Raw genomic sequence first — 24908 nt, forward strand, 5'->3', positions numbered from 1 at the left:
CCGGGGCCGGCGGCATCCGGGTGGACGCGGTGGCGGACACGCCCCAGGGTGCACGGCCGGGGACCGGACTGATGGTAGGACTGGGGCGGGCGGCCGCCGCGGCCGAGCCCCGCACCGGAGGAGCCGGCATGAGCATCGAACAGCACCCGCTCGCCACCGCCGTCCACGAGGTGGACCGTCAGCTGCGCCGCACCGCCGTCGACCCCGTCTGCCGGGCCCGCGACCAGCGCTTCCGGCTCGGCGACGAGGAGTACCTGCTGGCGGCGGTGGCCGCGGCCGTCCGCAGCCTGGAGCAACTGTCCGAGGGCCTCGCCGACCAGCTCACCGGCGCCGCCTCGCGCGGTGTCCTGGACACCGCCGCCCGGCGCCTCGCCGACGTCTCCTCGCTCCTGAGCGACGGCGTCTCCCGGGCCGCCCGCGCCGCCCGGGCCACCGTGTAGGGACGTCCCGTCGTTGTACACCCCGGCGTTGCGCGGGTCGTGCGCAAGGAGTGAGCCAATGCCGACCGCCGCCGGTGTCCCGGCCCGACCGGTACCCGCCGGCGCGGCCGTCGCCGCGCCGGGGCCCCGGGCCGTCCGGTGAGCCGGCGCCTGCCGCAGTCCGCCGGCCCCAGACTGGCGGCCTCGACGGTCGTCGGCGCGTTGGTGGGCCTGCTCGTCGGCTGGCTGACCAGGGTGCCACTGGGGATCCTGGCCGGCATCGCCACCGTCGGCTCGATCTTCGTGGTGGCGGGCTGGGCGGTGCTCTGGCCGATGGACGCCCTCGCCACCCGGCGCAACGTACGGCGCGAGGACTTCCGCCCGGTCACCGAGGAACTCCTGGTGGTGTCCGCCGCCCTAGGCGGTCTGCTCGGCATCGTCATGCTGCTCCTGATCGCCCACCCCGACGGCCCGCACTCCGCCGGCGGCCGCGGCGCGGCGGCCGTCGCGCTCGCCGGCGTCTTCGCGGCCTGGGCGGCCCTGCACCTGATGTACGCCACCCGGTACGCGGACCTGTACTACGGGGAGCCCGGCGGCGGCATCGACTTCAACACCGAGGACCGGCCGAAGTACAGCGACTTCCTGTACTTCAGCTACAACCTCGGCATGACCTACCAGGTCTCCGACACCAGCGTCTCCAGCTCCAGGATCCGGGCGGTGGTCCTGCGGCACTGCCTGCTGTCCTACGTCTTCGGCGCCAGCATCCTCGCCACCACGATCAGCCTCGTCGCCGACTTCGTCACGCACTGACCATGCCCGGCCCCCGCTGCGGCGGGCCTGCGCTCAGCCAGCGGGCCGGGTGGTGGTAGGGCCGGAACCGGGACGGCTCCCCCCGGGGGCCCCACCCCGGGCCTGTCCTGCGGGCCGCTCGGGCCCTGCGGACCCGGCGGGTCGTCGGCGGAGTTCACCTCGTGCACCCCTTCGTCCGTCCGGGGCCCCCGTGCCCGCGGCCGTCCCGGGCCCGCGCGCCCTGGATCCACCGGGCGCGGGCCGCTGCCTGGCACCCCGGCCGAGGCTACGCCCGCCCGTCGGCCGCTGCGCGGCGGCCTCCGGGGTGCCCGACTACCTGCGACCCGGCGGTGACCGGACGTGCCCCCGCCGTGACCGGGCCCCCGGCCGCTCCCGCGCGGGCGCCCGCCGCCGTGCATCGGTTGATACGATCATGTTGTCTGCAATGTCGGCATTTGACACTGCCTCGCCCACCCCGGGAGTCGGAATGACTGGTGTCCCCGAGCCGATCAGCCCCGACGCCCGGCGGGCGCTGGAGCAGGAACTCTCCACGCTGCGCACCGAACGCGAGACGGTCGCCGCGACCCTGCGGGGCACCGACGCCGACTCGCCCGGTGACCTCGCGGACCAGGCGGACGAGTTGCAGCGGGCCACCGAGGCGGCCCGGCTGGACTCCCGGATCGCGGTGATCGAGGCGCGGCTCGCGCAGGCCGCCGTGGCCGTCCCGCCGGCCCCGGGTGTGGTGGGCGTGGGCAGCACGGTCACGGTGCGCTTCGCCGACGGCAGCACCACGGCCGTTCACCTCGGCGAGATCGCCGACTCCACGGACAGCGCCCTGGTGACCGCCGACAGCCCGCTCGGCCGCGCCCTGCTCGGCCGGGTCGCCGGCGATCCGGTGAGCTACCGGACCCCCGAGGGGCCGAAGAGCGCGGTCGTGGTCTCCGTCGGCTCCCCGTCCGGCGAGGCCTGACCGGACGTGACAGGCGGGACGGACGTGACGGACCGGGCGGCCGGGGCGGACGCCACGGGCCGCCTGGGGACCGGCCCGCCCGGCGCCGGAATTCGGTGAAGAGCACCTCCGCCGGCCCGGGGCAGGGCAGACTTGCGGACGTGTCACCCAGGAACCAGCCCCGCCGCGCCCAGGTCGTCCTCTCGCCGTTCGCGGAGGAGCAGCTGGCCGGCCTCTCGGCCGGCCAGACCCAGGCGCTGGACCGGGTGCTCGCCGTCCTCTCGGTCCGCCCCGACCTCGGCGAGCCGCGCCCGGACGGCCGGCTCCGGCTCTACCGCGACGAGGTCGACCACGTGCTGGTCGTCTACCACGTGACGGTCCTTCGGACGGTGGTCGTCGTCGGGTACCTGGAGGTCGACTGACCGGCCCGGACGTCGGCCGACGGGCCGGCCGAGCGGGTGGTCAGCTCCGCGGTCCCGCTCCGGCGGCCGCCCCGGCCGGAGCCTCCTCGGGCGTCGGGGACGATGCGGGGGCGGGAGCGGTAGCAGGGGACGGGGACGGTGCGGGATCCGGTTCCGTGCCGGCGGTGACGGCCGCCGCCCTGCGGGCGCCGGCGTCGGGCATGGTGAAGGCGAACACGGCCGCTGCCGCCGCGATCAGTGCCAGCACCAGGTAGCTGTGCTGGTAGGCCGTCAGCGGTGGCCCGTCGTGGCCCGCGCCGACGGGGTGGAGGACGAGCAGGGTGGTGACGGTCGCCGGGGCGAGGGCCGCTCCGGTCTGCCGCACCACGGTGTTGAGGGTGGCGGCGTGCGCCACGTCGGCCCTGGCGACGGTGGTGAACGAGGCGATCGTGGTGGGCATGAAGAACGCGCCCATCGCGAGGCCGAGCAGGAACATGTAGCCGCGCATCGCCCACAGGCCGGTGTGCGCGTCCGCGGTGGCGAAGAGCAGCAGGGCGGCGGTGACGCCCAGCAGTCCGGTGCCGATGATCACGCGCGGGCCGATCCGGGCGTAGAGCACGCCGACCACCTGCATGGTCAGCAGGACGCCGAAGGACTCGGTGAAGGTGACGCTGCCGCTGGCCAGCGGGCTGCCGCCGAGGGCGTCCTGGACGAACAGGGGGGTGAGGAACATCGCGCCCAGCACCGGGACGAAGCCGACCAGGCTGATCAGGTTGGTGTCGCGGAACAGCCGGTCCCGGAACAGCCGCAGCCGCAGGACCGGTTCCGGCACCCGGAGTTCGGTCCGGATCGCCAGGACGAGCAGGACGGCGCCGGCGGCGAGGGCGGCCAGCACCAGGGGCCGGCTCCAGCCGAGGTCGGGGCCGGCGCACACGCCGTACATCAGGGTGCCGGTGGCGGCGGCGCTGAGCAGCAGGCCGCGCAGGTCGAGCCGGCCGGGCGCGTGGTCGCGGTGCTCGGCGAGGAAGAACAGGCCGAACAGCATGGCCAGGGCGCCGATCGGCACGTTGACGTAGAAGACCCAGCGCCAGGACAGGCCGGTGACCAGCACGCCGCCGAGCAGCGGTGCGACGGCGGGGGCGATCTGCTGCGGGATGATCAGCAGCCGTGACAGCCTGACCTGTTCGGAGTGGCTGAAGGTACGGAACAGCAGGGCCTGCGAGGTGGGGGTGAGCAGCCCTGCGGCCAGGCCCTGCAGGGCGCGGGCGCCCACCAGCGACGGCAGGTCGGGGGCGGCCCCGCAGAGCACGGAGGCGGCGGTGAACACGCCGAGGGACCACAGCAGCATCCGGCGGCCGCCGAAGCGTTCCAGCAGCCAGGCGGAGGAAGGGATCATGATGCCCAGGCAGACCGGGTACACGACCACGACACTGCTGAGCGAGGCTGCGGTGAGGTGGAACTGGCGGGCGATGCTGGGCAGCGCGACGGTGGTGATGGCGCCGTCGACGATGCAGATGAAGGTGATGGAGACGGTCATGATCGGTACGACGTAGCGCTGGCTGATGCGAGTGCTCATAGAAGCTGAGCATACTCACTATGATGGTGCTCATGAAGTACGGGGACGAGGAGAGTCGCACCATGGCGGACGAACAGGGCTTTGGCAGCAGCGATGTTCTGGTGGACGAACTGTTCGCCACCACCCAGCAGTTGCGGATCTTCGTCGACGGCCGGCTGCGCGAGCACGGGGCGTCGGTGGCCCGGCTGAGGGCCCTGCGGGTGCTGGCCAGGACGGGAGAACCGCTGCGGATGCGGGACCTCAGCGACCTGCTCGGCAACGCCCCGCGCACCACGACCACCATCGTGGACAGCCTGGAGCGCGACGGTCTGGTCGAGCGGGTCCGCCATCCGGAGGACCGGCGGGCCTTCCTGCTCGCCCTCACCGACCTGGGTGCACTGCACTACCGCGAGGCGGAGGAGCTGGACGGGGCCGCGCTGGCCGTCGCCACCGGCACCCTGGCGCCGGCCGAACGCGAGCAGCTCCGGGCGCTGCTGGGCCGGATCCGGCAGGCGGTGGCCGGCGGTACGGAGTGAGGGTGCCGGGTCGCGTGCCGCGCGGGGGTGGGCGGCCGCGCGCCGGGTTACGACACGGGGCCGGCAGGCCTGGACGGCCGCCGGCCCCGCTCAAGCCGTGGAAGGACGTCAGCCCTCGTTGATGCAGACGTTGCCGAACGCAGGGTTCAGCGCGCCCAGCACGTTGACGCTGTTGCCGCAGGCGTTGATCGGGATGTGGATCGGGATCTGGATGACATTGCCGGACAGGATGCCCGGCGACCCGACGGCGACGCCCTCTGCGGTGGACGAGGCGCTCGCGGCGCCGGCCGATCCGAGCACGAGCGCGGCGGCGGCACCGGCGAGAACGAGAGCCTTGCGGAGGTCTTTCACGGTCTTCTCCATTCCTGGGGGGATGGTGCAGGTTCATGAAGAAGCCACCGCCGGCAGCATGTCGTGCCTGGCGGTGACACCTCCCGACCAGTCTTTGCACCAACCGGGCCGCGCGTCGCGCGGGCACACGGTTCGTTCACCCGCCCGAACGGCATCCGGCCCAGCGCTGCCCCGGGAGGACGGCCGGTCCGGCCTGCGCCCGGCCGGCGTGCGGGCCGCCCGGTGGCCCCGGGACGGGGCCTGCCGCCGCGTCGGCCCACCGGTGCGGGGTCGGTGCGCCGATCCGGCCCGCCCGGCGCGCGAACGGGCGACCGGCGGCCGGGCGGCACGAGCCGTGCACGCTTGTCGGATACATGACGGTCACGGGAAATTCACGCCCCGGCTCTACCCGCATAGACTCCCCGGCCGCCATCCTGGTCCGGCGGCGCCGCTCCCCAGGTCCCGCCCCCTCCGGAAGCGCACCGCCCGAGCCGCGACCAGACCGCCGTGCCCGGCCACGCCACCGTCCCCCCACCGGTCCGACCCCCGGCGTGGGCGCGTGGCGCCCGCCACGGCGGTCTGACGAACGGTCAGGGCACCCGTCCCCCCGTCCGAGGTCCACCGCCCCACCCGGGAGAGCGAATGAAGCCCCGTACCGCAGTCACCGTCGTGGCCCTGGCCATGGCCGCGTTCAGCGTCACCGCCCCGGCGGCCGACGCGAGCGGCAGCAAGGTGTCCCAGGCGACGGCCGCCGGCCAGTTCAGGAACGCCGGGATCACCTGGAGCTCCAGCGGCAACTGCACCACCCGCTCCAACTCGACCTGCACCTCCTTCGAGCAGATCAACTCCGGCACCGTCAGCACGATCATCACCCTCAAGCAGTCCAGCGGCTGCGCCATCAACATCACGGGTGGGACGGAGGTCGGCCACGCCTCCGGCACCTACAGCCACTACAACGGCTACAAGGTCGACGTCTCCCGGAACTCCTGCATCGACGCGTACGTCCAGAACAGCTTCACCTACATCGGCTACCGCGGGGACGGCTACCCGCAGTGGAAGGCGGCCTCGGGCAACCTCTACTGCAACGAGGGCAACCACTGGGACATCACGGTCTACTGACGTCGGCGGACCCCACGGGTGCGGGCCGGACCCCCGGCCCGCACCCGGCCGTGCCCGCCCGCCGTCCCGGCCCCGCCGGCCGCGGGACGGGGACGGGGCCGTTCGGTCTGGGTACGCCGGGCCCGGGAGCTGAGTATCCGGGCGCCGGGGATCCCCGCGGGCCGATGACCCGGCCGGTCCGGGAGCGGGAAGGACCGGGGAGTGGGGCGGCCGGCCGGGCGGCGGCGGGGTGCCCGGGGCCCTCGGTTGTCGGCCGGGGCCGGTAGCCTGCGCGCATGACCGGGATCCCAGAGGACGACCGCCGCTTTCCGCCCGCCCTGGCCGAGGTGGCGCTGGTGGAGTTCGACTACGGCGACGAGGGCGAGGGCGTCGACTTCGAGCCCTACGACGCCTTCGACACGGCGGCCGACACCACCGACTGGCTGCGCAGCTGGACGGGCAACCGGGAGGTGGACGGCGCGGCCTACCGGATCTTCGGGCAGGACGGCACCGGCGGTCTGGCCGCCCTGTGGTGCGTACGGCCGGGGCGGCCGCTGGCGGAGCAGCCTGTGGTCTTCGTGGGGTCGGAGGGCGAGAGCGGTGTGGCGGCGGGCAGCCTCTCCGACTTCCTGTGGGTGCTGGCCGACGGCTTCGGGCCGCTGGAGGCCGCTCTGGAGGAGGGCCGGGAGCCCCGCCCGGACGCCGTCCTGACCGCCATCGCCGAGCGGCACGCCACCACCCCGCGCCGGGCCGCCGGCCTGATCATCGTCGAGGCCCGGGCCGAGTTCCCGACCTTCACGGAGGACCTCCAGCAGCTCTGCCGCTGAGCGGCGCCGCCGGCCGTCCGGTCCCGGTCCCCGTGCGGTCCGCCCGGGCCGTGTCGCTGCCCGGGACGGGCCGGTGCCCGTGAGGCGTGCGGGGGCACGCCCTCACGGGCACCTGTCGGCCACCGACCGGGGCCGCGGCGGTGAGACCGGCCGTCCTGGCCGTCCCGGTCGTCGGGGCTACCGGGCCACGGCCGGGGCGCGGACGCCGACCGCCCGGCCGCGCGCCCGGGCGACCAGCGCGCGGGCCTCCTCCGGCGAGGCCACCGCGGGCGGCGAGCCGGGCAGCGGGCGCCCGGCGCTCTCCGGCATCAGCGCGACCGCGACCAGGCCGATCACGGCGGCGGCCATCATGTAGTACGCGGGCATCATCCGGTCCCCGGTGGCGTTGATCAGCGAGGTCACCACCAGCGGCGTGGTGCCGCCGAACAGCGAGACCGAGACGTTGAAGCCGACCGACATCGCGCCGTACCGCACATGGGTCGGGAACAGCGCCGGCAGCGAGGCCGGCATGGTGCCGGTGAAGCAGGTCAGCAGCAGGCACAGCGCCCCGACGCCGAGCAGGACGCCCCACTGCTCGCCCCCGCGGATCAGCAGCAGCGCGGGCACGGACAGCAGCAGGAAGCCGAGGCAGCCGGCCAGCAGCACCGGCCGCCGCCCGACCCGGTCCGAGAGGTGCCCGACCGGGCCGTTGACGGCCATCATCAGCACCATCGCGGCGATGATCACCAGCAGGCCGTGGGTGGCGTCGAAGGCGAGCTCGGCGGTCAGGTAGGTGGGCAGGTAGGACAGCAGCATGTAGTCGGTCACGTTGTAGACCAGGACGAGCGCCATACACAGCAGCAGGGCCCGCCGGTGCGTGGTCAGCAGCTCCCGCAGCCCGCCCTTGCGGCGCTGCTTCTCCGCCGGCCCGGCCTGCTCCTGGAGCTTGCGGAAGGCCGGCGTCTCCTCCAGCCGCATCCGCAGGTAGAGGCCGATCAGCCCGAGCGGGCCGGCGATCAGGAACGGCAGCCGCCAGCCCCAGGAGAGCAGGCTCGACTCGTCCAGGGCGGAGGTCATCAGGGTCACCAGCGCGGCGCCGGCCACGTACCCGACCAGGGTGCCGAACTCCAGCCAGCTGCCGAGGAAGCCCCGGCGCCGGTCGGGGGCGTACTCGGCGATGAAGGTCGTCGCCCCGCCGTACTCGCCGCCGGTGGAGAAGCCCTGGACCATCCGGGCGACCAGTAGCAGGACCGGCGCCCAGATGCCGATGGTGGCGTAGGAGGGGATCAGCCCGATCGCGAAGGTCCCGGCGGCCATCATGATCATGGTGGCCGCGAGCACCTTCTGCCGGCCGATCCGGTCACCCAGCGGCCCGAAGACCAGACCGCCCAGCGGCCGGATCAGGAAGGCCGCGGCGAAGGTGCCGAAGGTGGCGAGCAGCTGGGTGGCGCCGCCGGCCGTCGGGAAGAAGACCTTGCCGAGGGTCACCGCCAGGTAGCTGTAGACACCGAAGTCGAACCACTCCATGGCGTTGCCGAGGGCTGCGGCGGACACCGCCCGCCGCAGCATCCCGCGCTCGACGACGGTGACGTCCCCGACCGCGAGGGATCTGCCGGCGGCGGACGACTGGGCGACGGTGGTGGCGGCGGGGGCGCTGCCCCCGCCGTTGGACAGTACGGCTCTCGATGACGCTGGACTCAAGGGTTCACTCTTCGTGCCGGGAACAGGGACCGCTCCCGTCTGACCCGTTCGTCTGCGCTCAAACCCCTCGCGGCCGGTACTGAGAGATGCCTCACCCGGGCCCGGGCGCCGCCAGGGAGTGCCGGTTCAGGTGACGGGCAGCGGGTCCGGCACCTGGTCGAGCAGCTGCGCACCGTTGTTGCGGACGGAGTTCACGGCGGTGGAGACCGGGGTGATCCGCAGCTCGTCGCCGCCCGGGGTGTGCAGCAGCCGGCGTACCTCGGCGGCGTCGGTCAGCTCGGGGTCGAGCCAGGCGTCGAAGTCCGCCGCGTCGATGGTGAGCGGCATCCGGTCGTGCACCCGGCCGGCCGCGTCGGTGGCGTCGGTGGTGATGATCGTCGCGGTGGCGAGCCAGGCGGCCGGGTCGTCGTCCTCCGGTACGCTCCGGTCCCGCCAGAACTCGTACAGGCCCGCCATCGGCATCAGGGTCCCGGCGGCCGGAGCGAGAAAGTACGGCTGCTTGTAGGCCTTCTTCCCGCCGGCCGCGGGCACCGGCTTCCACTCGTAGTAGCCGTCGGCCGGGATCAGGCACCGGCGGGTGGCGAACGCCTTGCGGAAGGCGGGCTTCTCGTGGACGGTCTCGGCCCGGGCGTTGATCATCCGGGCCCCGCCGCCCGGGTCCTTCGACCAGGACGGCACCAGGCCCCAGCGCACCTGCCGGAGCCGGCGGACCAGCTCGCCGGTCTCCCGGTCCAGGCGTTGCAGCGCCACCAGGATCGGGTCCGTGGGCGCCACGTTCCAGCTCGGGGCGAGCGTTTCGGCGGTGGGGAGGCCGACCGCGCCGAAGTACTCGGCGAGGTCCTGGACGGAGGAGGTGGAGACGTAACGACCGCACATACCCCCACCGTGCCATCCCGGGGGCCCCGCCGGGGGCCGACGCACCAGACCCGGTCCGGCCGCACCGGGCCGAGGCCGGACGCGTGCTCCCGTGCGGTGCCGGACGCGCGCCGCGGTCAGCGTCCTTCCGCGGTCGGCCGGTGGTGGACGTACTCGACGACCGTGCCGTCCGGGTGGCGGGCGTTGAACCCGGCCCCGGTGGGCACCTGCCGGAGCGGGAGGACGATCTCCGCCCCCTCGGCGACCAGCCGGTCGTGGTACGGCCGCACGTCGTCGACCAGCAACGTCCCGGTGGTGGAGCGGAACGGCGCCAGCTCCTCCTCGGCGCCCTCGATCAGCAGGAAGGCCCCGACCGTGGCCAGCCGCAGGGCGCCGAAGGCGAAGCGGGCGTCGGCGGTCACCCCCTGCAGTCGCTCGTAGAACCCGATCGCCGCCGCCAGGCCGCCCGGGGCGAGGAAGACCCGGACCAGGACCCGGGGCGTGCTCAGATGGGAGGAGTCGTTCTCACGGCGCCACACCTCGGGCGCCCGCCGCTGTTCCGTCATGCCGCCAGGCTGCCCCGGCCCGGCCCGGGTGACCAGGCAGGCCTTGATGGGGGTGACCGGTGCTCATAGGACCGACCGGCGCGGTCCGCCGGGTGGTGGCCGGTGCGGGCAGATGCCGCGGGCTCCGGCGAGCGGGTGGGCTCCCGCGAGACTCGCCGTGGCGTCAGTACTTCCAGGAGCGCGGCTCGCAGGGATGGACCTCGGCCGCGAGGTCGTCCGCCAGCGCGGCGATCACGGCGCGCCCCTCGACCCGGGACAGCCAGGCGTGCGGGAGGCGGACGTCCCCGTGCAGGGCGCCCAGCAGGCTGCCGCAGAGGGAGCCGGTGGAGTCGCTGTCGCCGGAGTGGTTGACGGACAGCAGGAAGGCCGCCTCGACCGGTGTCCGCGGCGGGTTCGGGTGGCAGTGCCGGCCGTGCTGGTCCACGTGGAAGACCTGCGGCCGGGTGGGGGCCAGTGCCGCGTAGACCGCGATGCCGAGCGCCTCCTCGGCGACCCGGCCCGCGCCCAGGCTCTCCACCTTCTCCGCGGTCGCCTCGCCGTCGGCGGCCAGGTCGAGGGCCGCGCGGAGGGCGGCCGCCGTCTCCTGAGGCGGGCGTCGACCGGAGCCCGGACAGGCAGGAGTTGTCGGGCGCGCGTCGCGCGTACAGCCAGGGCTGCTCGCGCAGCCACCCGTGGCGGTGGCCGGCGGCGTCCGCGGGCGGCGGGGAGGCGTGGTCCTGGGTGTCGAGCCAGCGCAGGTACGCCTCGTGGACCAGCGCCGTCCCGTCGTCGCCGCTGCCCTTCGCCTCCTCGGACCGGGCGTGTCCGAGCAGCAGGCCCTCGACGGTGAACAGCGTCAGCCGGGTGTCGTCGGTGACCCGCCCGGTCACCCCCTCGGCGTCCGGGACCAGCCCGGTGACCCCGGCCGCACCGTACTCGGCCCGGATCGCGTCCAGGGACAGGAACCGGACGGGGTTGCCCAGCGCGTCCCCGACGGCTCCGCCGAGCAAGCTGCCGCGGACGCGGGAGCGGTGGACGGCCAACTGGTCCCATGATCGGTGCTGCACCGGCGGCTCTCCCGTCCTCGCCGCCCGGCGGGCGCCGCCCGGTGCGGCTGCCGGCCATCCTGCCAGGCGGGCCGGGCCCCGGGCCTGACGGGCCCGCCGCCGCGGGAGCGCCGAGCGGAACGCCGCTGCGCGACCGGCCGGGCCTACGGGGTGCGGGCCCCGGCGGCGACATGGGCGCGGTCGCCGCCGAGGGCCGTGTAGAGGTCGGTCCATCGGCGGTCGGTATCCGTGGCGGGCCTGCCGTCGCAGAAGTCCTTGGTGCCGTTGGCGGTGTAGTACCGCATCAGCTGCAGCACCGACCCGGTGTCGGCACGGACGCCGGCGGTGTAGCGGCTGCCGGGAGTCTTCGACTGGTGCACCAGACAGGTCGGCGCGGCCGCACCGGCCTGAGTGTCGAGCGAGCCGTCGTCGGACGCACCGCAGCCGCTCAGGGCGGCCAGCAGGAGCAGCACGGCGAACGGGACGGGACGTGCGTTCATGACGGTGTCTCCGGGGGGTCAGAGGAGGGGAGGCAGGCTGCGGACCATCAGGCCCAGCCCGACGACCAGCACAAGCACCGCGGTGAGCCGTGCGGTGTGCGGGGTGAGGCGGCGGAGCAAAGTGAGGGCCGGCCGGGCGGCGAGCCGGCCGAGCCGGTCCCCGATCCGCACCAGGAGCAGGCCGACGGCGGTGAGGGTGGCGGCCATGCCGAGGCCGTAGGCCACCACCAGGCCCGCGCCGAACCATGTCCGGCCGAGGGCCACCGCTCCGAGCAGGACGACCAGGGCCGAGGGGCTGGGGACCAGGCCGCCGGCGACCCCCAGGCCGACCAGGCCCCGGGTGGTGAACGGCTGCGCCTCGGCGGCGGCCGGGCCATGGGAGTGACGGTGCCCGAAGAGGCCGTGGCGATGGGGCCGGTCGTGGTGCGGGTGGTGGTCGTGGTGCGGGTGATCGTGGTGCGGGTGGTCGTCTGCCTGCTCGTGCTCGTGGGGCTGGTCGTGCTCGTGGTGCAAGTGGGCTCCGTGCAGGTGCTGCTGTCCGTCCGTCACCACCTCGGCGGCGGTGCCGGGGGCCGCTCCGACCAGGACGGGCCGGCGCGCCCCCTCGGTCGTCGGGACGGTGTCCGGACGGTGTTCGTGGCGATCGTCGTGCTCGTCGTGGCCGTGGTGGCCGTGGTGGCCGTGTCGGCTGTCTGCCTCCCGGTGCCCGCGCCGCGCGTCGGCGAGCAGTCCGGCGCCGACCAGCGCGACGAGGGCTCCGCTGACCACGCCGAGCCAGCCCAGCACGGCGTCCCCGGCCAGTGCGGAGAAGCTGGTCAGGGCCAGCCCGACGACCAGCACCCCGGCCGTGTGGGTGGCGGTGACGGTCGCCCCGACCGTCACCGCGTCCCGGGTGCGGCCGCGCCGGCCGGCCAGGTAGGCCGCCATCACGGTTTTGCCGTGGCCGGGCAGCAGCGCGTGCCCGGCGCCCAGCACCACCGAGAGCAGGACGGCGAGCAGGCCGACCGGCACGGTGAGCCGCTCCGCCCCCGCGAGCGCGGCCAGATGCCGGGCCAGCCCCTCCAGCCGGGCGGTCGGACCGTCGGCCGCGGTCGGTCCGGGCCGCTCGCCGCCCGCGCCCGGTCCGGACTCGCCCGCGAGTGCGGTGAACTCCGCCCGGGTGTCGCCCCGCGGGGTGTCCAGCAGGTCGCGGGGGTAGTTCCGCAGCTCGTCGGAGGCGGAGGTCTCGGGCACCCCGGACCCTCGCAGGCGGGCGCCGTCCCCGCGGGCGGTGATCTCGTTCCACCCGACCCGGGTCGGGTCCGCCCCGGTGTCGACCCGTAGCGCCACCGGTCCGCCGGTCAGGTCGAGCGGCGCCCGTAGCCGGCACTCCAGCCGGCTGGTGCGCAGCGAGGCCTGCCCGGGCCGGTAGGTGAAGGAGGCACTCGTTACGGTCCAGCCGAGCCGCTGCCGGGGCCCGGCCGGTACACCGGGGCCCGGTGCGCTGGTGACCGCCAGGCGCCCGGCGGTCTCGGCGCAGCGGGCGCCCGCCCAGGCGGCCCGTTCGGCGTCGCTCGGACTGCCGTCGCCGTCGGTGTCGACGTCCGGCGCCGCCTGCAGGGCGGGGATCTCGGCGGTGTCGGTGACGGCCAGGGCCTCGACGTGGTCGGTGTGGACGGTCAGGCCGGTGTAGTGGTTGACGGAGAAGTTGCCGAGCGGGTGCGCCTCGGCGGCGGGCGCGCCGGCGCCGAGCAGCCAGAGCGCGCAGCCGGCCACGGCCGCCGCACGTCGTGGGACATGACGGTGTGTCATGAGGTACCTCCGAGGGCGGCGAGGGCGCTGCGGGCCTGGGGCGCGAGCAGCGGGGAGAAGTGGGGGTCGAGGCGCAGGGCCTCGGCGAGGTGCTCGCGCGCGGCGTCCGGCTGCCCGAGAGCGCGCTCGATCTCGCCCCGGTGGTAGGCGAACAGGGCGTTCCGCCAGCCGTGGCTCCCGGCCTGCTCGGCCAGCGGGAGGGCCTCCTGGTCCTTGCCCTGCCGGTGCAGGGCCCAGGCCAGGGCGTCGGCGACCAGGACGGACCGCCGCCGCTCCCACTCGCCGCGCAGCAGTGTGACGGCCTGCGCAGGGTCGCCGTGGTCCGCCTGGAACCGGCCGAGCGTGAGGTCGTCCAGCACTCCGTTGGCGGCGGCCAGTTGCTGCTCGGCGGTGAGCAGCCGGTACTGCTCCTCGGCGGCGGCGCGGTGGCCGAGCGACTCCTGGAGTTCGCCGAGCTCCAGCAGGTGCTGCGGCAGCGGGACGCGGGCGACGGCCGCGGTGTAGTCGGCGACGGCGGCGTCGGTGTCGCCGAGGGCCGCCTGGGCGCGGGCCCGGCCGGCGAGGGCCGGGGTGAAGGAGGGGTCGTCGGCCAGCGCCTGCCGGTAGCCGGTGAGGGCCTGTTCGGGGCGGCCGGAGTCCTGGTCGAGTTCGGCGATCTGGTGCCGGCAGAAGGCGCGGTCGGCCGGGTCGTACGAGCTGTCGAGGGCCTGCTGGAGGGCCTGGCGGGCTTCGTCGGCGCGGCCGTGCTGTTCGAGTTCGTAGGCGGCGCGGGTGAAGGAGGCGGTGCCGGGGTGGCGGTCCAGCAGGTCCTGGACGGCTTCGGTGGCGCCGGTGTCGTCGCCGAGCTGGGTGCGGGCGTCGGCGAGGACGGCGTAGGCCTGCCAGTGCAGCGGCGCCAGGCCGATCGCCCGCTCGGCGAAGTCCCTTGCCTCGGCGAAGAGATGGCGTGCGTTGGCCAGCGCGCCGAGTGCGGTGAGCGCGTCGACGTTGTCGGCCGGGCGCAGCTCCAGGGACCGGGCCAGCGCCTCGTCGGCCCTCGGGTAGTACGACGGGTCCGCGGTCAGCCGGGCCCGCTCGACGTACTCGGCGCCCAGCCGGGCCCAGCCTTCGGCGTCCTGCGGGGTGCCGCGCAGGCGCCGCTGGTCGGCGGCGATGCTCCGGCCGAGGGCGCCGCCGTCGGGCGCACCGGCCGCGGCGGTTCCGGCGTCGCGCCGGTCGCCGCCGGGCTCCGGAGCGGGGGCCGGTCCTTCGCGGCCGAGCGCGCCGAACGCGGCCAGCGTGCCGCAGAGCGCCACGGTGGTGAGCAGCAGGGGCAGTCGGCGCATCACGGATCCTTCGGGTGCTGAGAGTGGGACGGTCCGGCGGGAGCGGCGGGAGCGGTGGAGCGGTGGAGCGGTGGTGCCGGGTGCGCGGTTGCGCACGCGGCACCCGGACCGGTGCGGGCCCGGTCGCCAGGACCCGGGCCCGCACCGCCGCTCCGCGTCAGCCGGCCTGGTTGACGGCCTTGGCGTAGGGCAGGGCCACGTACGGGAACGAGGCGGAGAACGGCCGGTCGGCCTGGTTGACCCCGTCACCGGCGGCCAGGGCGCCGATCAGGTTGCCGGGGGTGGCGCCCTCCATCACCTGGAGCGCGATGTCCACCACGTCGTCGGTCAGGCGCCGTCCGTTCGGGAAGCCCTGGAAGTCGCCGGCCAGGATGCCGAGGCGGTTCGGGGCGGCGGAGACCGGGGTGGACATGTTGAGCCGCAGCTCCTCGGCCGGCACGAACCGCCTGGGGTCGATGTCCTGGTTCATCAGCTGCGAGTTGAGGTCCACCTGGAAGGGACCGCCGGTGGCCTTGGCGATGCCGGTGAGGAAGATCTCCTGCAGGTCGGTGCGCGGCGTCGCCGGGGCGGGCAGGCCGTAGATCGCCTGCACCAGCTTCGGGACCTCCGGGTCGAGCACCTTGGCCACCACGGCGGGCTGGTTGTGGTCCTCGGAGGGCGGCAGCGCGTTGAAGGCGTCCTTCAGCCCGGCCGGAACCACCACCTCGTTGACCAGCGGGTTGCCGAGCCGGGAGACCTGGACGTACTTGCCGGTCGGCTCCTCCTTGCCGGGGCTGAGCTTCATGGTCCGCTTCTCGGTGCTGCTCCACACGCCGATGACGGGGTTGCGGGTGGCGTCGCCCTTCCAGGCGAGGCGGCTCTTGGGGATCTGGATGGAGAGGGTGTTGACGTTGTATCCGGCGAGGGTGTTCTGGCCGGTCTCGGTGAGGTTGCCGCCGTAGAGGAGGTCGAAGACCCGCAGGTCGAGGAAGAAGGGGTCGGCGGCCTGGGTCGCCACGGTCTGCCCGCCGCCGGGCAGCTGGACGGTGGCCTGGCCGCGCAGCCGCCCGTAGTCGGGCATGGAGGCCTTGCCGGTGTCGGACGGCGCGGCGGTGCCGTGCTCGACCAGGGTCTTGGGCTCGCAGCCGGAGCGGAGCTCCTGGAGCGTGTAGTACTGGCGGAACAGCAGGGTCGGGTCGGTGAGGTTGTTCACCGGGCCGTTGTTGTAGAGGAAGGTGTTGGTGCCGCGCTGGTCCTCGGTGTGGAAGGTCCAGCGGTAGGTGATGTCGGGTTTGCCGGTGCCCTGGGAGTCGATGTTGATGTCGTAGTGGGCGCCGTCGGCCCAGGGGTAGAAGTTCGGACCGCCGTTGGGCTCCTGGAAGGGCAGCCAGTTGGCGACCAGGGTGACGCTGTCCTGCTGGTCGGGGCTGGTGAAGGCGTACACGTCGGTGTTGTCGACCTGCGGGTCCGCGGCGATCAGCGGTGCCTCGCGGTGGCTGGACGCCGCGCCGACCCCGGCGCCCGGCCCGGCGAGGGCACTGGTGGCCAGCGCGAGGCCCATGGCGGCCATGGCTGCCGCGGTGCGGAGGGTGGACTTGGATCGGGCGCGCCCGAGCACAGGGTTCATCGTTCTCGCTTCCGGTGGGGGCGACAGGTCGCCCGGTTGGGTGCGGCGCCCGCCGCCCGGACGGGCCGGGCAGGTCGATCACCGCACTTCACCGGCCCTTCGGCTCCGTCGGCGGCCCGGATGGCCCGGCTCACCCGCACGGCGCAGTCCGTCCACCCGTTCGGCCCCCCGTCGGCCGCCGGGGTCCGGTCGAGCCGTCGGCTTCGGGCGGGCCCGGGCCCGGTGCCCCCGCGGTTCCCGAGGCACCGTCATGTCCGTCGCCCCGCCTGCTCGGAGGTCCCGCTGACGGACGGTCGGCCTGACCCGTCCAAGGTTGGCCCAGTTGGCTCAGCTCCCCGGGAGATCGCCGCGGCCCTGTGTGATCGTCTTTCCACAGCTGAGCTTTCCTGGGTGGCGGTAGGTCCGACGTGGTGAAGAGCCGCGGCCCCCCGGCCCGGAGGGCCGTCGTCGATCGGCGGCCCGGTCTTCCAGGGGCTCGACCCCAGGAAGGAAGCCCCGTGATCAGCAAGCACTCGCTGACCGTCATAGTCCGTACCGCCACCGCGGCCGCCGTCGCCCTGCTGCTCGCGCTCGCCGCGCTCCCGGGGCAGGACGCGGTCGCGGCGCCGGTGGTGGTCCAGCTCCGGCTCACCCCGACCGGTGCCACCGCCGGCGCCGAGGTCTCGGCCACCCTCACCGTGCTGTCCTCGCGATGTCAGACCGTCCGGTCCCTCGGCGTCGGCGTCCGGGACTCCGCCGGCCACAACCTGGACTTCCCCGGTTCGGCGACCGACGTCCGGATCTGCCCCACCGGGGTGACCATGACCACCCGCGCCCGGACCTTTCCGGCCGGCACCTACCTCCAGTTCGGCTTCTACCGGGACGCCTCCGGCTACCACAACCTGATCGGCACGACGCTGACGGTCCGACCGGCCGCCGTTCCGACCGCCCCGACCGTCCCGACCGTCCCGGCCACCCCGGCGAATCCGGCCACCACGCCGCCGATCAGCGGCCGGTCGCCGGTCTTCCTGGAGGAGTTCAGCCGCCCGCTCGACTGGGGAGGCACCTGGGTCGGCACCCGGACCAGCGCCTACGAGTACGGCGACCACAACCCCAAGGACAACAAGCTGGACCTGCTCACCCAGGACGCCGTCACCGTCGCCGACGGAGCGGCCACCTTCACCGCCCGGCCCGGGTCGCGGGTGCTGGAGAACGGGCTGCAGTCCTGGACGACGGGGCTGCTCACCACCGAGGGATCGGCACGCGGCTTCAAGGTCCGGACCGGCGACTACATCGAGACCCGGGTGCAGCTGCCGACCCGGGCGGGCGCCTGGCCGGCCCTGTGGACGTGGAAGGACGGCGGCAACGAGGTGGACGTGTTCGAGTACCACCCCGACCACCCGGACCTGCTGGAACTCACCAACCACGTCCGGAGCGGCTCCGCCGACTACACCAACCCGAAGACGGTCGCCCCCGGCGGCTGGGTCACCGTCGGGGTGCTGTGCGGCGCCACCTCCGACGACTGGTACGTCAACAACACCAAGGTCTACTCCGACCGGACGGGCGTCGGCAGCCAGTGGTCGGCCTACCTGATCCTCAACCTCTCCGTCAGCGCCGGGCGCTACCACCCGGCCCCCGACAGCACCACGCCGATCACCTTCGCCGCCGACTACCTGCGGGTCTGGCGCTGACCCGGCCGGTCGCCGTGCCGGCCGGGGATGCCCCGGCGGCCGGCGGCCGGTCCCTCCTTCGGAGCAACGGGCCCCGCGGGCCGCACGGGCAGTCAGCGGGCCCCGGGAGGCGCCGGGACGGCAGGCCAGGGCCGTCCCGGCGCCCGTGCGGGCGGCCGGGCGGTGGCGCGGTCGGGTGAATCCGGCTGGCCGTCAGGGCCGCCCGGCGGTTGCATGAGGTCAAGCCATTCCCGTCTGACCTTGGGAGGGTCCCGTGCACGAGATGCGAGCCGAAGCCGACCACAGCACACAGGGGCGGAGTCTGCTGTGGCATGTGGTCGCGAAGGAGGACGGCGGCCGGTCCCTCTGCGGCAGCCGGTTGCAGCAGACCGGGCCGTCGCCGTCGCCCGGTCCCGGTGGCCCCGACGGGCTGCCGGACCGCTACTGCGCGCCCTGTCTGGACGCCGTGCGCCGCACGATGCAGGCGGCCGGTGGCGCGCCGGGTTCCGAAGTGGGTGCCCCCGCCGCCGTCGTGGCCGAGGCGCCGCCGGTCGGTGATCCCCAGCCCGCCGGGTGACGCCCCGGCCGGGGCACGGGCCTCCGGGAGCAGGTGAAACCCCGGATCGCGCGTGCAGGCCGTGCGGTGGGGGAGAGCGCGGAGTCCGCGCGTCGAAGCAGGACCGGTGCCCCGGCGCCCCGGGACGGTGCGAGCCGTCCCCGGGGCGCCGGGGCGTGTCCGCGCCCCCCCGGCGCGTCGGGCCGCTGCTCCCGTGCTCCCGGGAGCCGCCCGGCGCCCGGCTTGCCCGTGCCGGGGGCGGAGCGGTTTAATAAATGAACAGGCATTTATTAATGACGGACGGGAGCAGCGATGGCCGGACGCCCCCGAGGTGTCGACGACGTGGTGATCCTGCGCGCCGCGGCCGAGGTGATCGGGCGGGTGGGCCCCGCCGGATTCACCCTGGCGGCGGTCGCCGGTGAGGTCGGACTGGTGCCCGGCACCCTGGTCCAGCGCTTCGGCTCCAAGCGCGGCCTGCTGCTGGCACTCGCCGACCGGTCCGTCGCCGACGCGGCCGAGCTGTCCGCGGGACTGCGGCCCGAACACCCGTCGGCGCTCGCGGCGCTGGTGGCGGCCCAGGTCGGGTGGGCGGCCCCGATGGCCACCCCCGAGAGCTTCGCCAACCATCTGGCCTTCCTCTGCACCGACCTCACGGACCCGCAGTTGCACGAGCGCGCCCTCGCCGTCCACCGGGCGCAGCGCGGCGTGGTCGAGGCCCTGCTGACGGAGGCCGTGCACGCCGGCGAGCTGCTCGGCGGGACGGACGTCCCGGTGCTGGCCGGCACCGTGCAGGCGATCACCGCCGGCGCGGGGCTGACCTGGGCGCTGGAGCGGGACGGCACCCTGGCCGAACGGCTCCGGCGCGAACTCGACGCCGTACTGGCCCCGCACGTCCCGCCCCGCCACGACCACGACCTGGAGGGATCATGACGACGAAGGACCTGCCCCTGGCCGGACGGGTGGCCCTGGTGGCCGGCGGCACCCGTGGCGGCGGGCGCGGGATCGCCGTCGAGCTCGGCGCCGCCGGCGCGACGGTGTACGTGTCGGGCCGCAGCAGCGCGGCCGGCCGCTCCGAGCTGGGCCGCGCGGAGACCATCGAGGGGACCGCCGAGCGGGTCACCGCGGCCGGCGGCCTGGGCATCCCGGTCCGCACCGACCACAGCCGGCCGGAGGAGGTCCGGGCGCTGGTGGACCGGATCGCGGCCGAGCAGGGCGGGCGGCTCGACGTCCTGGTCAACTCCGTCTGGGGCGGCGACCCGCTGACCGACTGGGAACACCCCTTGTGGGAGCAGGACCTGGAGCGCGGTCTGCGCCTGCTCCGGCAGGCCGTCGAGACCCATGTGATCACCAGCCGGTTCGCGCTGCCGCTGATGGTCGCCCGGGGGAGCGGGCTCGTGGTGGAGGTCACCGACGGCAACACCGCCCGCTACCGCGGCTCGTTCTTCTACGACCTGGCGAAGTCCGCGGTCATCCGGCTGGCCTTCGCCCAGGCCGCCGAGCTGAAGCCGCACGGCGTCGCCGCGGTGGCGCTCACCCCCGGGTTCCTCCGCTCGGAGGCGATGCTGGAGCACTTCGGCGTCACCGAGGAGAACTGGCGGGACGGCGCGGCCGAGGACCCGAACTTCGCGTATTCCGAGACCCCCGCCTACCTGGGGCGGGCGGTCGCCGCGCTGGCGGCCGACCCGGCCGTGCTGGCGCGGACCGGGCGGGCACTGGCCACCTGGGGCCTCTACAAGGAGTACGGGTTCACCGACGTGGACGGCAGCCGGCCGGACTTCGCCGCCCACTGGGCCGCCGAGCTGGAGGAGGAGTACGGGCCGCTCGGCGATCCCCTGTGACGGGGCCGGGCCGTGTCGGTCGTGACGGGGCCGGCCCGCCCGTCCGGCCCGTCCGGCCCGGTCGGGGCCTCACGGTGCGGTGAGCTGCTCCAGCAGGGTGGTCAGCGTCGCGCCGAGGGGCAGCGCGAGCGTGGTCGTCGCGTACTCGTCCCCGCGGGTCGCCCCCTGGTTGACGATGGCGACCGGTTTGCCGGCCCGCGCGGCGTGCCGTACGAAGCGCAGCCCCGACATGACGGTCAGGGACGACCCGAGGACCAGCAGCGCCCGGGCCGCGTCGACCAGGTCGAAGCAGTGCTGGACCCGGGGCTTCGGGACGCTCTCGCCGAAGAAGACCACATCGGGCTTGAGGACGCCGCCGCAGGCCTCGCACGGCGCGATCCGGAAGGCCTCCACCAGCGCGCCCGGGAGCTGGACGTCCCCGTCCGGGTTGAGTGCCGCGTCCGGCACGAAGAGGGGGCCGTTGAGCGCGTGCAGCCGGCGGTCCAGGTCGGCGCGGGAGCTGCTGCGCCCGCAGTCCAGGCAGACCACCCGGTCGAGACCGCCGTGCAGCTCCACCGCGCCCAGGGTGCCGGCCGCGCGGTGCAGACCGTCCACGTTCTGGGTGATCACCGCCGAGACGTGCCCGGACCGGCGCAGCCCCTCCACCGCCCGGTGGCCGGCGTTGGGCTCGGCCCGGGCGATCGCCTGCCAGCCGACGTGGCTGCGGGCCCAGTACCTGCGGCGTCCCTGCTCGCTCGCGACGAACTCCTGGTACGTCATCGGGGTGTGGCGGCGCAGGCTGCCGGTGGCGCCCCGGTAGTCGGGGATGCCCGACTCGGTGGAGAGCCCGGCGCCGCTCAGCACCGCGACGTCCCGGCCGGCCAGCAGGCGCTCGACCTCCGCCAGGCCGCCGCTGCGCGCCGCCGGGCCGGTCTCCGGTCCTCCGGGTGTCCGATGCACATGCATAGAAGCAGCATAGTTCGGCCCGGGCGGGAACGGCCGGGAGACCTGTGCGGCCGGTGCGGGCCGGGGTGGGCCGCGCCGCCCGGTCAGAGCTCCGCCAGCCAGGGGTGCCCCGGATGCGCCCGGCCGAGCAGCCCGGCGAGCCTGGACCGCCGGGCGTCGTCCAGCAGGGGGAGGGTGGCGGTGAAGTCCCGCCGGTCCTTGGGGCGGTCCCCCTTCGCCTTGAAGAGCAGGACCAACTCCGGTGCCAGGTAAGGAATCCCCTCCGGCGAGTGCTCGACGACCTCGGTGTACGGCAGTCGGATCGACGGGTCGCGGCGGCAGATCCAGGTCGGGCCGTCGTGCGGCTCGCGGAACACGTCGACCAGGTAGTCGCCGGTCGAGGGGTCGCGGACCCAGGTCTGGTGGGTCAGCTCCAGCAGTTCGGGGGAGAGTCCCGTCCAGAGCCGCCCGGAGGCCACCACGTCGAAGTCGTGGCCGGGGAGGCAGGCCGCCACCTCCGGGAACCGTTCGGCCGGGGCGCAGATCTCGAGGTCGCCGTGCTCGCGGCTCCGGCGGCCCCGGAAGACGTCCAGGGCCCAGCCCCCGGCGACGCACCAGGGCGCCGAGAGCCCCGCCAGCCGGCCGGTCACCTCGGCCGGGGTCCAGGCCCTCGTCCAGCGGGCCGCGGCCTCGGCCTCGGTGATCGCGACGCCGCCCGGCGGCAGTTCTTCGCTCATCCGGCCAACCTACCGACGCGGAGGGCCTGGCGTAGCGCATGTCCAGCTCCCCGCCGTCGTCTTGACGCCGGATCAGTCCGATCCTTCGACGGGATACAGGCTGGGGAGGTTGACGACGATCGCCTCCTGGGTGCTGCGGGCGATCACCACCACGGCCTCCACGTCCGGGTCCGGGTTCTCCTCGCGGTGCGGGACGAACGGCGGGACGAAGATGTAGTCGCCCGGGCCGGTCTCCAGCCGTACCTCCTCCGGCTCACCGGCGGAGTCGTCCGCGAAGACGAAGACCGGGTGCCCGCTGACCACGTAGATGGCCGTCTCGGACTCGCCGTGGTGATGGTCGGAGGAGGAGGTGGCCGGCGCGACATGGGTCTGGCCCATCCAGAGCTTCTCCGACCCGACCGTCTGGCCGCTGACGGCCGCGAACCTCCGCATCCCGCCGGTCTGCGCGGTGTCACCGTCCAGCGCGCCGGCCCGGATGTGGTGCAACCTGGCGGCCAGAGGCGCGGGTCGGGCCTCGCGGTCGGGCAGGTGCGGGTGGAACCCGGCCCCGGCCTCGGTGGCGGGGCGGCCCTCGCCGCCGGCGGTGCCCTGCGGGCGGGCGGCGCCGCCCGCCTCGGCGGGGGAGGCGGACTCGGGGTGCGGGTGCGCTGAGCTCATGACGTTCCTTGTACGGGAGTGGACGTGCGGACGGGAGATGCCACGCGGAGGTGCAGGGACGCGCGCAGGAGTGGGCGCGTGAGAGGGCGGCGCGGCCTGGACGGAGCAGGGTGTGTCAGTGGTGTCCGGCTTGGGAACCGGGGGTGCCGATCCGAGGAGGGCGGGGCGCCGGGGGCATGGGTCGGCCGGCGGGCGGCCCGCCCGGGCGGCGGTGTCCTTCAGCTGGCGCGACAGAGCGCGGACGGCGCCGACGGACAGTCGGTGCGGTTCGCGGCGCGGAGCAGGACACGGCGGGGCATGAACAGGACGCTAGAGCCGCGGTCGAAAGGATGTCAAGAGGTGTCCATTGCGTCCGCCGCCGGCCCGGCCCGGGCCCGCGCACGGACTTCGTGCCCGCCGCCGCACCGGTCGCCGCCCTGGTCAGGGCCCCTTCCACCGCCCCGGCGCCCGGTCCTCCGTGACCGAAAGGCATTGTGACGGCGACCCGACAGGGGATAATGGTGCACATGCATATTTCCGCGAAGGCGGACTACGCCGCGCGGGCCCTGGTCGAACTCGCCCGCGACACGGCCCGTCCGCTCACCTGTGAGAGCATCGCCTCGTCCCAGGAGATCCCGTTCCGCTTCCTGAAATCCGTCGTGGGCGACCTCCGCCGGGCTGGGCTGGTGCGCAGCCAGCGCGGCTGCGAGGGCGGGTACTGGCTGGGCCGGCCCGCCGAGGACATCAGCCTGCTGGACGTGATGCGCGCGGTCGACGGCGGGCTGATGACCCTGCGCGGCGAGCCGCTGGCCCAACTCGACTACCCCGCACCGGCGCAGGGCCTGCCGGACGTCTGGCGCGCGGTCGAGGACAGCGCCGCCGAGATCCTCGGCCGGGTCACCATCTCCGCCCTGGTCGGCGCCCCCGGCGCAGCGCAGCCCGGTCCGTCGTCAGGTCCGTCGTCCGTCCGGCAGCGGGCGGACGTCCTGGTATGACCGCCGCCGCCCGTCCGGGCGTCCCCGAACCGCCCGCCGGCGGGCTGGAGGTGGTCGAGTACACCGACCCGCTCTGTCCCTGGGCCTGGGGCTCCGAGCCCAAACTCCGCAGGCTACGGGGCCTGTTGGCCGGCCGCGCCGTCTGGCGACCGGTCTACGCGATGCTCTTCGACGAGGAGGAGGACGACCCGGCGCCCGACCCCGCGGCCGAGACCGCCTGGTACGCCCGCTACATCGCGGAGATCAGCTCCCACACCGGCGCCCCGCACGCCGTCCGGCTCGCCCGGGTGGCGGCCTGCAGTCGCCCGGCCTCGCTGGCCGCCGTCGCGGCGGAGCGGCAGGGCCCGGCGGTGGCCGCGGCGGTGCTGCGCCGGCTGCGCGAGAGCGTCTTCGTGCTGGGCGAGCCGGCCGACACCACGGACCGCGTGCGCACCGCCGTCGCCGGTCTGCCCGGGCTCGACGAGGGCCTGCTGCTGGCCGACATGACGAATCGTCATGTCCTGGACCGGTTGGCGGCCGACCGGGCCGAGGCGCGCGCACCGGTGCCCGAGGTGCTCGGGATGAGCGGCCCGCCGCCCCATCCGGGTGCGGCCAAGGAGGCCGGCGACGGGTACCGCTACGCACTGCCGACGCTGCTCTTCGTCGGGCCCGCCGGCCGCCGGCCGGTGCCGGGCTGGCGAGCGCTGGGGGAGTACCTCGCGGCGGCGCGGGCGGTGGCCCCCGGGCTGCCGGCCGAGGCGGGGCGGCTCGACCCGGACACGGCGCTGGAGCTTCATCTGAGCCTGACCCGCGCCGACCTGGAGCAGCTGACGACGGACGGCCGCCCGCCGGCCCGTGCCGTCCGGCTGGAGAGCGGGAACGGGCCGCTCTGGCTCCATCCGGCGTACGCCGAGGGGCATCCCGCGTACGCCCAACAGGTTCCGGCGTACACGGAGCGGCGCCCGGCCCCGGCCGCCGACCGGTCGCCGGGGCACTGAGCAGGGCGGCCCGAGCGGGCCCCCGCGGCGCTCCGCGCGGCCGTCCCAGGGGCCTGACCGGCGGGTTCGGGCGGGCGCTGACGGTCCGACGAATGAGACACCGTTTGGTGTCCATTGACAGGGCGGCGCGGCCCGGACAGGATGAGCGCATGCTTTCGACGCACCCCGGTGTGGTGTGCCGCTTCGTGGACTTCCGGCGCACCAGCAGCGACCTCTGTCGCTGACCCAGCGCCCTCCGGCCGCCACCACACCTGCCGATCCACGGCCCCCGACGGCCTGACCGTCGCCCCGGCCGCACCCCGACAGGCCTGACCGGCCGCGCCCGTTGCCCTGTGCCGGGCCGA

Annotated in this window: 24 protein-coding genes and 1 pseudogene; 12 read left to right on the forward strand and 13 right to left on the reverse strand. The window is 75.0% G+C overall.

Features of this window, described 5'->3' with window-relative positions; genetic code table 11:
* The first annotated feature begins 128 nt into the window (after positions 1 to 128).
* From J2S46_RS39015 to J2S46_RS39030, 4 genes are all read left to right on the forward strand, one after another.
* A complete protein-coding gene (locus J2S46_RS39015) occupies positions 129 to 440 on the forward strand; it encodes a hypothetical protein (RefSeq protein WP_191290999.1) in 312 nt (103 codons plus the stop codon).
* A 138-nt stretch (positions 441 to 578) separates the two neighbouring features.
* Positions 579 to 1229, forward strand: coding sequence for a DUF1345 domain-containing protein (locus J2S46_RS39020; protein ID WP_191290998.1), 651 nt, complete (start codon positions 579 to 581; stop codon positions 1227 to 1229).
* 466 nt (positions 1230 to 1695) lie between these two features.
* Complete coding sequence (locus tag J2S46_RS39025) at positions 1696 to 2178, forward strand: GreA/GreB family elongation factor (protein ID WP_191290997.1); 483 nt, start codon at positions 1696 to 1698, stop codon at positions 2176 to 2178.
* Between the two features lie 140 nt (positions 2179 to 2318).
* Entirely contained in the window at positions 2319 to 2579 is a 261-nt protein-coding gene (locus J2S46_RS39030; RefSeq protein ID WP_191290996.1) for a hypothetical protein, read from the forward strand.
* Positions 2580 to 2619: 40 nt separating this feature from the next.
* On the opposite strand, the gene J2S46_RS39035 is transcribed toward J2S46_RS39030, so the two are convergent.
* A complete protein-coding gene (locus J2S46_RS39035) occupies positions 2620 to 4134 on the reverse strand; it encodes a DHA2 family efflux MFS transporter permease subunit (RefSeq protein WP_191290995.1) in 1515 nt (504 codons plus the stop codon).
* A gap of 32 nt (positions 4135 to 4166) precedes the next feature.
* Here J2S46_RS39035 and J2S46_RS39040 point away from each other — a divergent pair, with 32 nt between their 5' ends.
* On the forward strand, positions 4167 to 4649 hold the full coding sequence (locus tag J2S46_RS39040) for a MarR family winged helix-turn-helix transcriptional regulator (RefSeq protein WP_307352658.1): 483 nt from the start codon (positions 4167 to 4169) through the stop codon (positions 4647 to 4649).
* 108 nt (positions 4650 to 4757) lie between these two features.
* On the opposite strand, the gene J2S46_RS39045 is transcribed toward J2S46_RS39040, so the two are convergent.
* On the reverse strand, positions 4758 to 5012 hold the full coding sequence (locus tag J2S46_RS39045) for a chaplin (RefSeq protein WP_191290994.1): 255 nt from the start codon (positions 5010 to 5012) through the stop codon (positions 4758 to 4760).
* Between the two features lie 609 nt (positions 5013 to 5621).
* Between J2S46_RS39045 and J2S46_RS39050 the strand changes: the two genes are divergently transcribed.
* Together J2S46_RS39050 and J2S46_RS39055 are read left to right on the forward strand one after the other, a co-directional pair.
* Complete coding sequence (locus J2S46_RS39050; RefSeq protein WP_191290993.1) at positions 5622 to 6098, forward strand: hypothetical protein; 477 nt, start codon at positions 5622 to 5624, stop codon at positions 6096 to 6098.
* A gap of 275 nt (positions 6099 to 6373) precedes the next feature.
* Positions 6374 to 6904: an SMI1/KNR4 family protein gene (locus J2S46_RS39055; protein WP_191290992.1), complete on the forward strand. Its 531-nt coding sequence runs from the start codon at positions 6374 to 6376 to the stop codon at positions 6902 to 6904.
* A 177-nt stretch (positions 6905 to 7081) separates the two neighbouring features.
* Here J2S46_RS39055 and proP read toward each other — a convergent pair whose 3' ends face one another.
* The 8 genes and pseudogenes from proP to J2S46_RS39095 form a co-directional block, all read right to left on the reverse strand.
* Positions 7082 to 8584: a glycine betaine/L-proline transporter ProP gene (gene proP / locus J2S46_RS39060; protein WP_191290991.1), complete on the reverse strand. Its 1503-nt coding sequence runs from the start codon at positions 8582 to 8584 to the stop codon at positions 7082 to 7084.
* 126 nt (positions 8585 to 8710) lie between these two features.
* Positions 8711 to 9460 (reverse strand): SOS response-associated peptidase, encoded by a 750-nt coding sequence (locus J2S46_RS39065; RefSeq protein ID WP_191290990.1) that lies wholly within the window; start codon positions 9458 to 9460, stop codon positions 8711 to 8713.
* Positions 9461 to 9576: 116 nt separating this feature from the next.
* A complete protein-coding gene (locus tag J2S46_RS39070) occupies positions 9577 to 10005 on the reverse strand; it encodes a VOC family protein (RefSeq protein ID WP_191290989.1) in 429 nt (142 codons plus the stop codon).
* 163 nt (positions 10006 to 10168) lie between these two features.
* A pseudogene (locus J2S46_RS39075) lies at positions 10169 to 11051 on the reverse strand (ADP-ribosylglycohydrolase family protein).
* A gap of 143 nt (positions 11052 to 11194) precedes the next feature.
* A complete protein-coding gene (locus J2S46_RS39080; protein ID WP_191290988.1) occupies positions 11195 to 11530 on the reverse strand; it encodes a hypothetical protein in 336 nt (111 codons plus the stop codon).
* 18 nt (positions 11531 to 11548) lie between these two features.
* On the reverse strand, positions 11549 to 13321 hold the full coding sequence (locus tag J2S46_RS39085) for a high frequency lysogenization protein HflD (protein WP_191290987.1): 1773 nt from the start codon (positions 13319 to 13321) through the stop codon (positions 11549 to 11551).
* Positions 13318 to 14646 carry a tetratricopeptide repeat protein gene (locus tag J2S46_RS39090; RefSeq protein WP_191290986.1) on the reverse strand — a complete coding sequence of 443 codons (1329 nt, stop codon included), beginning with the start codon at positions 14644 to 14646 and terminating at the stop codon, positions 13318 to 13320. The genes J2S46_RS39085 and J2S46_RS39090 overlap by 4 nt, the downstream gene beginning before the upstream one ends.
* A 157-nt stretch (positions 14647 to 14803) precedes the next feature.
* On the reverse strand, positions 14804 to 16252 hold the full coding sequence (locus J2S46_RS39095) for a DUF4331 domain-containing protein (RefSeq protein ID WP_191290985.1): 1449 nt from the start codon (positions 16250 to 16252) through the stop codon (positions 14804 to 14806).
* Between the two features lie 497 nt (positions 16253 to 16749).
* On the opposite strand from J2S46_RS39095, the gene J2S46_RS39100 reads away from it, so the two are divergent.
* From J2S46_RS39100 to J2S46_RS39110, 3 genes are all read left to right on the forward strand, one after another.
* Positions 16750 to 17922 (forward strand): glycoside hydrolase family 16 protein, encoded by a 1173-nt coding sequence (locus J2S46_RS39100; RefSeq protein WP_307352664.1) that lies wholly within the window; start codon positions 16750 to 16752, stop codon positions 17920 to 17922.
* 847 nt (positions 17923 to 18769) lie between these two features.
* A complete protein-coding gene (locus tag J2S46_RS39105; RefSeq protein ID WP_191290983.1) occupies positions 18770 to 19387 on the forward strand; it encodes a TetR/AcrR family transcriptional regulator in 618 nt (205 codons plus the stop codon).
* Entirely contained in the window at positions 19384 to 20295 is a 912-nt protein-coding gene (locus J2S46_RS39110; protein ID WP_191290982.1) for an SDR family oxidoreductase, read from the forward strand. The genes J2S46_RS39105 and J2S46_RS39110 overlap by 4 nt, the downstream gene beginning before the upstream one ends.
* A gap of 69 nt (positions 20296 to 20364) precedes the next feature.
* Here J2S46_RS39110 and J2S46_RS39115 read toward each other — a convergent pair whose 3' ends face one another.
* The 3 genes from J2S46_RS39115 to J2S46_RS39125 form a co-directional block, all read right to left on the reverse strand.
* Positions 20365 to 21240 carry an NAD-dependent protein deacetylase gene (locus J2S46_RS39115; protein ID WP_191290981.1) on the reverse strand — a complete coding sequence of 292 codons (876 nt, stop codon included), beginning with the start codon at positions 21238 to 21240 and terminating at the stop codon, positions 20365 to 20367.
* 83 nt (positions 21241 to 21323) lie between these two features.
* Positions 21324 to 21956 carry a nucleotidyltransferase domain-containing protein gene (locus tag J2S46_RS39120; RefSeq protein ID WP_191290980.1) on the reverse strand — a complete coding sequence of 211 codons (633 nt, stop codon included), beginning with the start codon at positions 21954 to 21956 and terminating at the stop codon, positions 21324 to 21326.
* A gap of 72 nt (positions 21957 to 22028) precedes the next feature.
* The gene (locus tag J2S46_RS39125; RefSeq protein ID WP_191290979.1) at positions 22029 to 22613 is read right to left on the reverse strand and encodes a cupin domain-containing protein; all 585 of its coding nucleotides are present in this window, start codon (positions 22611 to 22613) and stop codon (positions 22029 to 22031) included.
* A gap of 506 nt (positions 22614 to 23119) precedes the next feature.
* On the opposite strand from J2S46_RS39125, the gene J2S46_RS39130 reads away from it, so the two are divergent.
* Positions 23120 to 23587, forward strand: a complete 468-nt coding sequence (locus J2S46_RS39130) for an RrF2 family transcriptional regulator (RefSeq protein ID WP_191290978.1) — start codon at positions 23120 to 23122, stop codon at positions 23585 to 23587.
* Positions 23584 to 24564, forward strand: a complete 981-nt coding sequence (locus tag J2S46_RS39135; protein ID WP_191290977.1) for a DsbA family oxidoreductase — start codon at positions 23584 to 23586, stop codon at positions 24562 to 24564. The genes J2S46_RS39130 and J2S46_RS39135 overlap by 4 nt, the downstream gene beginning before the upstream one ends.
* The last annotated feature ends 344 nt before the right edge of the window (positions 24565 to 24908 follow it).

The organism is Kitasatospora herbaricolor, from assembly GCF_030813695.1.
Taxonomy (GTDB): domain Bacteria; phylum Actinomycetota; class Actinomycetes; order Streptomycetales; family Streptomycetaceae; genus Kitasatospora; species Kitasatospora herbaricolor.